Source organism: uncultured Propionibacterium sp. (genome assembly GCF_963539965.1).
Classification (GTDB): domain Bacteria; phylum Actinomycetota; class Actinomycetes; order Propionibacteriales; family Propionibacteriaceae; genus Propionibacterium.
This window is the reverse complement of record NZ_CAUTOU010000006.1, coordinates 47980-60358: the sequence shown is the minus strand read 5'-3', so window position 1 is coordinate 60358 and position 12379 is coordinate 47980. Positions and strand designations below refer to the sequence as shown.

Sequence of the window (12379 nt, the reverse complement as noted above, 5' to 3'; positions counted from 1 at the left end):
CTGGCGCAGGCGCGTCCTCGACGCCCTGGCCGGCATGCCCCGCGCTGTCGACCTGCGCGGCCTCGAGCAGGACTGGCCGGGCCGCCTGCGGGCGACCGCGGAGGCCGTGACGGCCGGACGGCGCATCATCATCGGCCCGGCCCTGCCACCCGATGCGCCCGGCGGGCGCACGGGCGAACCCGACGCCCTCGTTCTCGGCGAGCCGGCCCCGAACGGGGGCCACGGCTACGACCCGGTTCTCGTCGTCCACCACCAGGTGCTGGAACCGGCCCCGGCCACCAGGGGCCAGCGCGCGAGCTCACCGGCCCGCAATCTCCGCCTGATCCGGGTGCGCGGCGCGGCCGTGCGCCCGGGCCGCGAGCGCGATCTGCTGCGCCTGGCGCACTACCGGCGCATCCTCGAGTCCACGGGCTGGGCCAGCGGCGGGCCGGCGCACTGCGGCCTGATGGGCACCGACCACATCAGTTACGACCGGGGGATCGCCACGGTGCGCCGCGCCTCGCGCCGACACGTTCCGCCGGTCTCGCACCTGGTGCTGGTCTGGGCCGACCTGAACGCGAAGCGCCTGCGCACCGAGGCCCGTACGGCCGGCCGCGGCTGGCGCGCGCACTCGGCCCTGGAGCGCTACGACCACGAGTTCGGGTTCCGCCGCAAGATCGCGGTCGAGGCCTCCAGGCGCACCTCGGCCAGCACCGGGGCGCCGCGCGTCCTGCCCATCGTCACGGCCGAGTGCGCGGACTGCCGCTGGTGGTCGCACTGCCGCCGGCAGCTGGCCGACGAGGACCTGAGCCTGCGCATCGACAAGGCCCGCCTGAACGCGCAGGAGATCAGCCTGCTGCGGGGCATGGGCGTCTGGACGGTCGGCGACCTGGCCGGTCGCGACGTCGATGCTCTGATCGGGGCGCTGCGGCCGCAGCTGCGCGGCCCCGACGAGAGCGCCAGGCGCCTGCGCCTGGCCGCGCGCAGGGCCCGCATGCTCAGTACCGGCCGCCCGGTGGAGCGCACCACCCGGGGCCCGCTGCCGCTGCCGCCCGAGGGCTACGCGATCGATCTGGACATCGAGACCAGCGCCGACGACACCGTCTACCTGTGGGGCTTCCTGGTGGACGATCCCGGTGAGACCTCCGGCCCGCGCTACGTCCCGTTCGCCCGGTTCACCGACCTGGACCGCGCCGGCGAGCAGGCGCTGGCGCGCGAGGCGATGACCTGGCTCGACGAGCAGCTCACGGCCCACCCCGGAGCGAGGGTCTACCACTACTCCGACTACGAGGTCATCCACATCAGGCGCATCGCGCGGACGAGCGGGGACCCGGTCATCGCCAGGGTCGCCGGCGCCTGGTGCGAGTCGAGCTTCTTCGACCTGTTCACCGTCGTGCGCGCCAATTTCTTCGGCGTGCACGGGCTGGGCCTGAAGAGCATCGCCCATGACGGTGCCGGGTTCGAGTGGCGCGACGAGGAGCCCGGCGGGCTCAACTCGCAGACCTGGTTCGACGAAGCCGTTCACGCGGACGGGGCCGAGCGCCGACGGGCGAAGGCCCAGCGCGTCCTGAACTACAACGAGGACGACGTGCGCGCCACCCGCGCTCTGCGGGCCTGGCTGCGCACGCTCGGCTGACCCGGGCCGGTTGGTCAGGCCAGGGCCAGCGAGATCGCCGTTCCCGCCAGGACGCCGATCGAGAAGACGAGCTCGCCCGTACTCGTCGAGCGCAGCGTGGCCACCAGGGGCATGCCACGGGCCCCCGCCAGGATGACGCGGGCGGCCAGGGCGAGTGGCACGACGCCGAGCAGGCACAGCAGCGCCCACCAGGTGCTCAGCGCAGCGACGGCGACGCCGCAGAGCGCCACGGCCACGACGAGCCCCGCGTAGAGCAGGCGGGCGCCGCGATCGCCCAGGCGCGTCTCCAGGGTGCGCTTGCCGGCCGCCCTGTCCGAATCGATGTCGCGCAGGTTGTTCGTCACGAGCACGCCGTCCGCGGCCAGGCCCATGGCGACGGCGGCGGCCCACCCGGCGGCGGCGACCCGCCCGTCCAGCAGGTAGACGGTGCCGGCGGTGGCGACCAGGCCGAAGAAGACGAAGACGAAGACCTCGCCCAGGCCCAGGTACCCGTAGGGATGCCTGCCCCCGGTGTAGAACCAGGCGGCCAGGACGCAGGCGGCGCCGACGGCCAGCAGCCACCAGTGGCCGGTGATGATGACGGCGGCCAGGCCGGCCGCGCTCGAGACGCCGAAGCAGCCGAAGGCGGCGTTGCGCACCCTCGCAGGGTCGGCCGCCCCGGAGCCGACCAGGCGCTGCGGGCCGACCCGGTGGTCGTCGGTGCCGCGGATCCCGTCGGAGTAGTCGTTGGCGAAGTTGACGCCGATGGCCAGGCCGAGCGCGACGACCAGGCACAGGGCGACGACGGCGACGGGCGCGCCGCCCTGCCACCAGCCGACCGCGGTCCCCGCCACGACCGGCGAGACCGCAGTGGGCAGGGTGCGCAGGCGCGCCCCCTCGATCCATTCCGCAGCGCTGGCCATGAGCCCCCCTCGGGTCGGTTCGGGCGCCGCCGGGACTTCTTCACGAGCAGGGCCCACCGCCCGATCCTGCCACGCCGGCCCCGGCCGTCCATCGGGCGCCCGCCGTGCCCGTCCGGAGCGCGGGACGGTGCCGGTCCCCGCGGGCTCGTAGACTTGTGTCATGGCGCGCCTCCTGCCGGTGCTGGTCCTGCTGGCACTGACCATCTACGCGATCGTCGACCTGGCCCAGAGCCGCGACGAGAACGTGCCGTTCATGCCCAAGTGGCTGTGGCTGTTCGTGGTGATCTTCATCCCCGCGATCGGCCCCCTGCTGTGGATCGTCGCCGGCTACGGCGCCCGCCGCGAACCGCCCCGCGATGTGCCGCCCGACGACAACGAGGACTGGCTGCGCCGCCACTGACCCGCGCCGGCCGCCGGGCCCGGGCGGCGGCCCCTCCCCCGCCGGCCGGAACCGCACCCGGAGGATCCACCGGCAGTGCCCGCTCCGGCCGTGGACGGCATGACAGGGGCACCCGCTGTGGCATAGCGTGAGCACGGTCACAGGCACAGGCCGTCGCGGCGGAAAGGAAGCTCATGACGGACGACAACTACGACGATCTGTACAACTCGGACGTCGTCGACCGCGACGGGAAGAAGATCGGCGGCGTCGGCCAGGTCTACCTGGATGACAGGACCGGGCGCCCCACCTGGGTCACCGTCAAGACCGGCTTGTTCGGCACCAAGGAGAACTTCGTGCCGCTGTTCAAGGCCGAGATCGACGACGGCCAGGTCCGGGTGCCCTACACCGAGGCCGCCGTCAAGGACGCCCCGACGGTCGACCCCGACCGCCACCTCGACTCCGACGAGGAGGCCGACCTGTACAAGTACTACGGCATCGCCGCCGTGCGCCCGCCCAGGCCGGGCGCCGCCGACTGAGCGGCCGGCCTCAGCAGCCGAAGTCGACCAGCTCGCCCTCGTCCAGCGAGCCGGCGGGCCACACGGCCCGCACGATGCCGGCCGCGGCCAGCGCCTTGCGGCAGCCGGGGCACGGTTCGTCGGTGACGTAGATCGTCGAGCCCTTGGTGTCGCGCGTGCTGAACAGCAGCGCATTGACCTCGGCGTGGATGGCGATGCAGAAGCCGGGCGCGCCGGGACGGTCGTAGTCGCCCAGGCCGGGCACCTCGTCGTAGCCCAGGCGCCCGCGCGGGCACGCGCCCTCGAGGCAGTCGGGGCGGCCGGGGGCCGCACCGTTGTAGCCGGTGGCGATGATCCGATGGTCGGGGCCCACGAGCACGGCGCCGACACGCCGGCGCGTGCACTTGGCACGCGCCGAGACGGCCTGCGCGATGCCCAGGAAGTACTCGTCCCATCCGGGGACGGGGATCTCCCGGCCAGGTTCCGTAACGGCCATGCCAACCAGGGTACGGCCCGCGGCGGGCCGCCGGATGCCTGGAGCCCGACGGCGGGCACGGCAGCGTCCCGCCCCCTCCCGCGCGGCCGGCTCTCAGATGTCGATGTCCTCGTAGGACCTCGCGTCGTGGAGCGGTTCGACGTGCACGCTGACGCGCAGATCCGGCTCGATGGCCCTCAGCTCGTCGACGAGGTCCTCGGCCAGGTCGTGGCCGGCCTTGACGCTCCACTCGTCGGGTACGAGCAGGTGGAACTCCATGAAGCGCCGGTTGCCGCTCTCGCGGGTGCGCACGGCGTGGAAGGCGATCTCATCCGTGCGGTGGGCCTCCAGCACGCCCTCGAGCCGGGTCTCGAGCTCGGGCGGCAGGGCCGCGTCCATGAGGCCGTCGACCGAGCCCTTGACCAGGCCGACGCCGATGCGCACGATGTTCGCCCCGGCGATGATGGCGACGACGGGGTCGAGGCGCGGCCGGCCGGTCAGCGCGACCAGGCCGACGCCCACCAGGACGGCCGCCGAGGTGACGACGTCGGTCATGAGGTGCCGGCCGTCGGCCGCCAGGGCGGCCGAGCGCATCCGCTCGCCGCGCCGGATGAGCAGCAGGCCGACGAGGCCGTTGATCACCGCGCTCACCGCACTGATGGCCAGGCCGGCGCCGAGCTGCTCGGGCATTCGCGGGTGCACCAACCGGCCGATGGCCTCCCGGACGATCAGGACGGCGGCGACCAGCACCATGAGGCCCTCGGCGCCGGACGAGAAGTACTCGGCCTTGGAGTGCCCGAACCGGTGGCCCGCATCCGGCGGGCGGATCGAGATCTTCAGCATGGCCAGGGCCATGACGGCGGCGCCCAGGTTGACGGCCGATTCGAGGGCGTCGGACAGCAGCGAGACCGATCCGGTCATCGCGGCGGCCCAGCCCTTGAGCGCGATGGTCGCGGCGGCGGCGCCGATGGACGCCCAGGCGTAACGGCTCAGGTCGACGGGCGGCGCATAGCGCGACGGAGAGCTCATGACGCCAGTATGGCCGGCGAATCCCCCGAACGCACCCGAGCAAGGCCTTGCTCGCCAGGGCCACGCCCTCTCGCTGGGACGTATCACGTGGCACCGGTCGGCGGGCCGCGGACCCACTAGGCTGTCCGCATGCCACGTCCAGCATGGTTCGGTCTGCTGCCCTTCCTCGGTCACGGCCGCCCCCATGAGGAGCCCGAGGTCCAGGGCCTGGTCATCACCGGCGGCGGCGCGAAGGCCAGTTTCCAGATCGGCGCGCTGCGCTATCTGTACGGGCACGAGCACATCGCGCCCTCGGTGATCACCACCACTTCGGCCGGATCGATCCTGGGCGCGCTGCTCGCCCAGTTCGAGGACCCTGCCGAGCAGGAGGCCGCGCTGCACCGCATCGAGGACCTGTGGATGTCGATGCAGACCAGCGCCGACATGTTCACCGAACGGTCCTGGTTCTCGCGCCTGCTCGCCCATCAGCACATCCTCGACGCCCTGCGCGAGGCGGAGGGGAGGAGGCCGGGGGGCGCCCACCGGACCCGGGCCCGGCACTGGGCGCCCTGGCGCACCGACGATGAGGGCGACGGACCGCGAGCCGCCGCCGAGCGCCTGGAGCGGCTCGCCCCGCAGGAACGCACCCTGGCGCTCGCCATGGCGGAGGAGCCCGGCGAGCCGATGGAGTTCAACGCCAACCTCGTCTACCGGCTCCTCTCCGGACTGCCCCGTTTCGGCCGCATCGGGTCGGACCTGGCCGCGGCCCTCCGAGGCCTCGAGCGCAACCGATCACTGTACCGCCCGGGTCCGCTGCTGGAGCGCCTGCTGAGCCGTGACTTCTTCTGCTCGGAACTGGTGGGCGCCTCGGGCATCGCCTTCCGCTGCGCCTTCGTCGGCCTCAACAGCGGTGAGCTGCGCTACATGCGCGAGGACGGCCGGATCGTCGACCGCGAGGACCGGCCCCTGGACGGTCCCGGTTTCGACGTGACGATGGGCACGCTGGCGTCCTGCTCGGTCCCCGGCGTCTTCAAACCCGTCGAGATGAACGGCGAGTGGTACATCGACGGCGGCATCCGCGAGAACGTCCCGATCGAGGCCGCGGTCAAGAACCTCGGCGTCACCAGGCCCTACGTGATCGTCTCGTCCCCGCCCGGGACCATCCCCGATCCGAAGGCCGGCGAGGGCGACATCCTGTCGATCCTGTTCCGCGTCGAGTCGATCCGCGCCGACGAGTCCGAGCGCGACGAGATCGCCTACGCCCGCGCGGCCGGCGCCACCGTCATCGAACCGGAGGTCCCCGTCCACGACTCCATGACGATCGATCCCGGGCTGCTGACCATCAACCGGGACTACGGCTGGATCCGCGCCGCCGAGGCGGTCGGCGAGGCGTCCTGCGAGCTGCAGGCCGCCCACCGCGAGATCATCCGCACCCGCCTGAGGGCGTGGCGACTGGAGAAGGCCGCCCTGGAGAGGGACCCGCGCATCCTCGACGCGGGCCCCGGCCCGGTGCCCGAGCTGGCCGAGACGAAGGAGGCGCTGCGCGCCATGATCGGGCGCGCCGACGCGAGCTGCCTGCCGGCGGGCCACGAGGAGTGGTGGTCGCGCTTCGAGCGGCACCCGGACGCCGGGGCCGCGCATGTCTGAGCGCGAGCGCCCGGCCGACGAGCCGGCCCCCGAGAGCGCCCTCGTCGGTGCACGGGTGATGGACGAGTCCGGCGCGCTCATCGGTCGCGCGCTGGGCGTCCTGCGCGACGAGCGCACCGATGCCCTGGCCTTCGTGAGTGTGCGCGACGGCATGCTGTACGGCCGCCGCCACCTGGTCCCGCTGGCCGCGGCCGAGATCGGCTACGAGCGGATCGACGTGCCCTACCGCCGCGCGCGGGTGATGGGTTCGCCGTCCTTCGAGGCGGGCCGGCGCATCCTGCCCGAGGAGGAGGCCGCCGTATGCGCCCACTACGGGTTGGCGAGCCCCACCCCGTGGCTGGAGTGAGGACCCGGGCCGGCACCCGTGCGGAGTGGCGCCGGCCGCCCGGCCACGGGCCCCGGGAGCGGGGGGTCTTCGGGTTGCCGGCCCGCACGGACACCCACGCCCGGCCACGGGCCCCGGGAGCGGGGAGGACGGGTCCGTGCGGAGGACGCCGGCTGCCGAGGCCGCGCTATCCTTGTCACCGATCGCCCTGCAGCGGCGAGCGGCCGGGGCCGCCCGTACCCGCCGTCCAGTCGCCGGACCCACGAGACCGAGAAGGAAGGCCCCGAGCCATGACCACCGTCGCATCCCTCCAGGCGACGTCCTCGTCCTTCGACAGCTTCGAGCGCAGCACCGTCGAACGTCGCGCGCCGCGCCCCGACGACGTCGCCATCGACATCGCCCACTGCGGCATCTGCCATTCCGACATCAGTGGCGTCGAAATGGGCTTCGCGCCCTACCCGATCGTCCCCGGCCACGAGATCACCGGCGTCGTCCGTGAGGTCGGCGCCGAGGTGACGGCGTTCCGGCCCGGGGATCGGGTGGGCGTGGGCTGCTTCGTCGATTCGTGCGGGCAGTGCGACTTCTGCCGGGCCGGGCAGGAGCAGTTCTGCCCGCAGGTGGTGGTCTCCTTCGCCGGCGTCGACCACGAGGGCAATCAGACCCAGGGCGGCTACAGCCGGGGCATCGTCGTCAGGGACCGTTTCGTGCTGCGCATCCCCGATGCTCTCGCCCTCGATGAGGCCAGCCCGCTGCTGTGCGCGGGGATCACCACGTACAACCCGCTGAAGCGGTACGGCATCGGGCCGGGCTCGCGGCTCGCCGTCGTCGGCCTGGGCGGTCTCGGGCACATCGCCGTGCAGTTCGCCCGTGCCATGGGCGCCGGTGTCACCGTGCTCGGCCACTCCGAGGCCAAGCGCGAGGAGGCGGCGAGATTCGGCGCCACCGGTTACGAGGTGCTCCGCGACCCCGGCGACTTCGAGCCCCTGGCGGACAGCTTCGACTTCATCCTCAACACCACGGCCGTCCCCCTCGACGTTGACGCCTACCTGTCCCTGCTGCGAGTCGACGGCGTCCTCTGCTCCGTGGGCCTGACAGCCGAGCCGCAGAGTTTCAACGCGATGAGTCTTTTCTCCCGCCAGTTGTCCATCACGGCATCCAATGTCGGCGGCATCGCCATGACCCAGGAGATGCTCGACTTCGCCGCCGAGCACCGGATCAGGCCCGTCATCCAGACGATCACGGCCGACCAGGTGCCCCGGGCCTATCGGGACATCCTCGACTCGAAGGTGCGTTACCGCTGCGTCATCGACATGAGCACGCTGTAGGACACCGGAACAGCCGATCCGCCGGACCGCCCGGGCGGAGAGAACGGAACGCCCCGCCCCGAGAGGGCGGCAATGGCCTGGGCCGGCACGGCACGGCGATCGCGTCTCACGCTCCGCCCCGGGTCCACGTCGGCGGAGTGGCCTGCCACGAGGACCGGAACCGTGCCGCCGCACGGCGCGTCGGACCGTCCGCACCGCCGAAGGGCGGGACGGCGCAGCATCGACGATCCGCAGGATCGGGGCGACCCCCACCGGTGGCGCTCCCGTGATCCGCCGCCGACCCGAGCCGCCGTGCCTGCCACGGACGCGCTCAGAGCACCGGCATGGCCCCACCGCCCCCGACGCACGCGGCGAACCGCGCAGGCCCCCGGCGGCCGGGGACGCCACCGGTATCCGGCGGCGGGGCCGGGCTCAATAGCAGCTCCAGCGGAAACTCCGGTAGTAGCGGTCCCAGTGCCAGTCGCAGTGCGGACCGTGGTGATCGCAATGGGGCGGCCTGTAGTCCGGCCACGGGTAGTCGTCGTCCTCGCCGTCATCGTCATCGTCACCATCATCGCCCTCGTCGTCGGGGTCGGGGTCGTAGACGTCGGGGCTCAGCGAGCTGCTGGGGTCGGCGGTCGTGCCCCCGCTGGCGCTTCCGGTTCCTCCGGAACCGGTGGACTCCTCCGAGGGAGAAGTCGTCTCGGGGGCCTGCGCCGTCTGGGCCTCGGAGCTGCGTCCGGCCGACTCCTGCGAGGCGACGCCGGCGGCCCTCTCGGTGTCGTTCCTCTTGGTGGTCAGCTCGATCCTCTTGGCACCCATCGCCTGCGTCGAGGCGTCGACGGGCACGGCATCGTTGTCGGTCGTGGCCTGCTCGCGGATACCGGGGGCGGCGTCGCGCAGGGCGGTGGCCTCGTCGATCTTCCTCTTGAGCTCGTCGCGCACGCCCTCCTCGGGCAGCTGGCTGGCCGAGCCGTCGTAGACGCTCTGGGCGGCTTTGATCTCGGCCGAGAGCTCGTTGGCCGCGGCCGAGTTGTTGTAGGAGGAGATCGACACAGTCAGGTGAAGGCTGTCGGTGACGAGCGCGTCCTTCTTGGTGTTCAGCTCGGACGTGGAGTCCCGGAGCGCTTCGAGTTGATCGTGACTGGTGCAGGTCAGGTCCATGCGCACCTGGTGGTCGGCGCCGGAGACGACGGCGATGAGATCGGAGGCCCCCGGACTGTCCCTGTAGCCCTCCGTCCGGTCGGCCTTCTCGAGGATCGGCTTGGTGGCGGCGACGGCATCCACGTAGTCGTCGACGGCCTGGTCGGCCGCGCTGACGGCAGCAGCGCAGTCGCTTCCCAGCTCAGTGCTGTACTGGCGGATGCCGAAGACCGTGCCGGAGCCCGCCAGCAGGAGCGCGCAGGCAACGGTGCCGACGATGGCCCGCTGCGGATGCCTCGCCCTTCCTGCCCTGCCTGTCATATGGCTCTCTCGTCCGCTCCGACGGGCCATCGACCGCTGACAGGGCGGGTGCCTTCACCGCCCATCGGTCAGCCTCCGACCCGTACAAGCACTGTGTGAGGTATGCGGGTTGCGTGACGTCCGGGGTTCAGAGCTCGCTCTGAGGCGAACCCAAGCAATCACACAGCTCTTGCGAAGAACCTGATTCCACAGGGTACGGATGACCCGGGCACTGCGTATGACAGACCCCGGGTCCCTGGGATTCCGTGTCCTCAGATGTCCTGCAACTGCAGTCACGATGGGCGAGCGCATTGGACCGCCCGTCGTGAAACAGACCACAGTCATCTTAGTCTATCGCGCGGAGCGCGGCTTCGGCCAAGTGAGACCGCGGATCTGGCAACGCGAGCGTTTTCAGCCGATCGCCGAACACCTGCCGTGACGGCCCTCCGGAGCGCACGGGAGGCCCGTGACCACCGGCCCGGGATCGCGCCCTCGGGGTTCGTTCCCTCCTCGGGCCGCCCGCGCCCAGCGGGCTGACTCGCGCGGGATGCGGCGGCGACCCCGGGGAGGATCATCGGAGTGCCCCCACGGGGGCTCGAACCCCGGACCCAAGGATTAAAAGTCCCTTGCTCTGCCAGCTGAGCTATGGAGGCGGGACTCATACTAGCGCCCCGCGCCGCCGCGATGGGGACGACCCGATGCGGGCACCGGGCCGCATGGCGCCATCGCAGCCGGCGCAGGAGCAGAGCCGGAACCGCCATGGCCCCGGGCCGGGCATCGGGAAGAACCGCTTCCACCAGGGCGGTGGCCCGGCACTGCCCCCAGCCCGCGGCGCCGGGAAGGCTCAACCTCAACCTCGGCTTGAGCCTGCTGCTCGAAGTTTCTTCAGACTGCTTCCAGTACCCCTTGAGTCAACCGGGCAGCGCTCTGCCGGATGACAAGAACCACCTGGTCAGAACCAGATCCAAGAGATCCCTGGCAGGACTCTCGAGGGACCCGGCCCCGAGTTCCCCGGCCTCTTCCCGAAGTCTCAACCGCCCCTTCAGGCGCCTTGTGAAGGGCTCCGCCGCCTGTCTATGTTCCTTCCAGCCCTGGGGCACCGGCGTGGCGACGCGCGTCGCCGGGGAAGACGCCTCGTCCCCGGGGCACACAACGCCAACATCACGCGGCTCAGGAAGGCCGCGGGAAGGACCAGCAGTGAACAACCCCTTCGCGAAGACGGCGCGCATCGCCGTCACCTCGTCGCTGGTGGCTGCAAGTCTGGCCACCGCTGGGCTCGTTCTGAGCCCACTGGCGCAGGCGGACTACTCAGACCTGTCCGTGACGACCGACGTGAACGTACGCACCTCTCCGGACGCGAACGGCGGCATCGTCGCAGTGCTCTCCGCCGGCGACACCGTCACCCAGCGCGGTGTCGAGCAGGACGGCTGGCTGCCGATCATCTACAACGGCACGAACGCATGGGTGCAGGCCCAGTACGTGTCCAGCACCACCGTCATCACGGCGGACACCGCCGTCGGCACCGCCACGACGACTGCCGACGCCTACGTCCGCTCCGCCGCCGACGCGACCAGCTGGATCATGGGCACGCTGAGCGAGGGCACCACGGTCTCGATCACCGGTGACCCGAGCGGCGAGTGGACGCCCGTCAACTACTACGGCCGCGCCGGCTGGATCGCAACGGCCCTCCTGTCGGACGCCGGCGACCCGACCGCCACCATCACCAGCGCCATCTCGCAGGACTACCTGTGGGTGCGCACCGGCACGAGCACGGCCTTCACATCGATCGGCATGCTCTACCCGGGCGACGAGGTCGCCGTGACCGGCGCACCGTTCGCCGGCTGGGTGCCCGTGAGCTTCAACGGTCAGGACGCCTGGGTCGCCGCGAACTATTCGCGTTACGTCTCGGACCCGTCCACGATCGCCCTGGTGGCCTCCACCACCTCGACCGAGAACGCCGCGGCCCCGGCCGAGACGACCGAACCCGCCGAGACGACCGAACCGGACGAAACGACCGAACCCGCCGAGGAGACCACACCGGACGAGGAGACCACACCGGACGAGACGACCGCGCCGACCACGACCACGAAGTGGGCCGCTGACGACATCAACGTGCGCATCGGCCCCGGCACCGAGTACGAGTCCGTCGACGTCCTCGACCAGGGCGACACCATCGAGGTCACCGGCGTCATCAATGGCGACTGGACCGAGATCATCCACAATGGCGCCGCCCGCTGGGTCAACAGCGCCTTCGTCTCCGACACGGAGGTCGCCCCGTACGACGAGACCGAGTCCCAGGATGTCTCGCAGCCCGAGACCACCGGCTACAACAGCGCCGATGCCGTCCAGACCGCGATCGACTTCGCCTACTCCAAGCTCGGCGGCCCCTACGTGTGGGGCGGCACCGGCCCGGTCGGCTACGACTGCTCCGGCCTGATGCAGGCCGCGTACGCCGCCGCCGGCATCTCGATCCCGCGCGTCACCTGGGACCAGGTGAACGCTGGTACGCCGGTCTACTCGACCGACGACCTGCAGCCCGGGGACCTGGTGTTCTACTACGACAACGGTCACGTCGGCATGTACGTCGGCAACGGCCAGGTGCTCAACGCCCAGAGCGAGAGCACCGGCATCATCATCTCCGGCCTGTACGACATGGCCCCGATCTCGGCCATGGTCCGCATCGTCTGATCGGCGGTGCCGTCGGGGACGTCCGGAGGAGGGGGCGCTCCCAGCCGGTCGAGCAGAACGGCGGCTCGGGCCCGCGGG

11 protein-coding genes and 1 tRNA gene are annotated in these 12379 nt (G+C 71.8%); 7 read left to right on the top strand and 5 right to left on the bottom strand.

All coding sequences use genetic code 11. The annotated features are described in order from the left end of the window. Positions 1 to 1615 (top strand): TM0106 family RecB-like putative nuclease (locus R2N01_RS02800; RefSeq protein ID WP_316668234.1); only part of this gene is annotated, 1615 nt, incomplete at its 5' end. 14 nt (positions 1616 to 1629) lie between these two features. Here the strand turns inward: R2N01_RS02800 and R2N01_RS02795 are convergent. Further along, on the bottom strand, positions 1630 to 2517 hold the full coding sequence (locus R2N01_RS02795) for a 1,4-dihydroxy-2-naphthoate polyprenyltransferase (RefSeq protein WP_316668232.1): 888 nt from the start codon (positions 2515 to 2517) through the stop codon (positions 1630 to 1632). A 160-nt stretch (positions 2518 to 2677) separates the two neighbouring features. On the opposite strand from R2N01_RS02795, the gene R2N01_RS02790 reads away from it, so the two are divergent. Continuing rightward, on the top strand, positions 2678 to 2917 hold the full coding sequence (locus R2N01_RS02790; RefSeq protein WP_316668230.1) for a PLD nuclease N-terminal domain-containing protein: 240 nt from the start codon (positions 2678 to 2680) through the stop codon (positions 2915 to 2917). A gap of 173 nt (positions 2918 to 3090) precedes the next feature. Continuing rightward, the gene (locus R2N01_RS02785; protein WP_399553225.1) at positions 3091 to 3432 is read left to right on the top strand and encodes a PRC-barrel domain-containing protein; all 342 of its coding nucleotides are present in this window, start codon (positions 3091 to 3093) and stop codon (positions 3430 to 3432) included. Positions 3433 to 3442: 10 nt separating this feature from the next. Here the strand turns inward: R2N01_RS02785 and R2N01_RS02780 are convergent, their stop codons facing one another. Together R2N01_RS02780 and R2N01_RS02775 are read right to left on the bottom strand one after the other, a co-directional pair. Further along, positions 3443 to 3907: a dCMP deaminase family protein gene (locus R2N01_RS02780; protein ID WP_316668228.1), complete on the bottom strand. Its 465-nt coding sequence runs from the start codon at positions 3905 to 3907 to the stop codon at positions 3443 to 3445. 93 nt (positions 3908 to 4000) lie between these two features. After that, positions 4001 to 4915 carry a cation diffusion facilitator family transporter gene (locus R2N01_RS02775; protein ID WP_316668227.1) on the bottom strand — a complete coding sequence of 305 codons (915 nt, stop codon included), beginning with the start codon at positions 4913 to 4915 and terminating at the stop codon, positions 4001 to 4003. 129 nt (positions 4916 to 5044) lie between these two features. Here R2N01_RS02775 and R2N01_RS02770 point away from each other — a divergent pair, with 129 nt between their 5' ends. From R2N01_RS02770 to R2N01_RS02760, 3 genes are all read left to right on the top strand, one after another. Next, positions 5045 to 6541, top strand: a complete 1497-nt coding sequence (locus R2N01_RS02770; RefSeq protein ID WP_316668224.1) for a patatin-like phospholipase family protein — start codon at positions 5045 to 5047, stop codon at positions 6539 to 6541. Next, the gene (locus tag R2N01_RS02765; protein ID WP_316668222.1) at positions 6534 to 6887 is read left to right on the top strand and encodes a hypothetical protein; all 354 of its coding nucleotides are present in this window, start codon (positions 6534 to 6536) and stop codon (positions 6885 to 6887) included. The genes R2N01_RS02770 and R2N01_RS02765 overlap by 8 nt, the downstream gene beginning before the upstream one ends. 269 nt (positions 6888 to 7156) lie before the next feature. Next, on the top strand, positions 7157 to 8191 hold the full coding sequence (locus tag R2N01_RS02760) for an NAD(P)-dependent alcohol dehydrogenase (protein ID WP_316668220.1): 1035 nt from the start codon (positions 7157 to 7159) through the stop codon (positions 8189 to 8191). Positions 8192 to 8602: 411 nt separating this feature from the next. Here the strand turns inward: R2N01_RS02760 and R2N01_RS02755 are convergent, their stop codons facing one another. Together R2N01_RS02755 and R2N01_RS02750 are read right to left on the bottom strand one after the other, a co-directional pair. Continuing rightward, positions 8603 to 9634: a hypothetical protein gene (locus tag R2N01_RS02755; protein ID WP_316668218.1), complete on the bottom strand. Its 1032-nt coding sequence runs from the start codon at positions 9632 to 9634 to the stop codon at positions 8603 to 8605. 559 nt (positions 9635 to 10193) lie between these two features. Beyond that, a tRNA-Lys gene (locus R2N01_RS02750) sits at positions 10194 to 10266 on the bottom strand. 544 nt (positions 10267 to 10810) lie between these two features. On the opposite strand from R2N01_RS02750, the gene R2N01_RS02745 reads away from it, so the two are divergent. Beyond that, positions 10811 to 12301, top strand: a complete 1491-nt coding sequence (locus tag R2N01_RS02745) for an SH3 domain-containing protein (RefSeq protein WP_316668217.1) — start codon at positions 10811 to 10813, stop codon at positions 12299 to 12301. Positions 12302 to 12379: the final 78 nt, after the last annotated feature.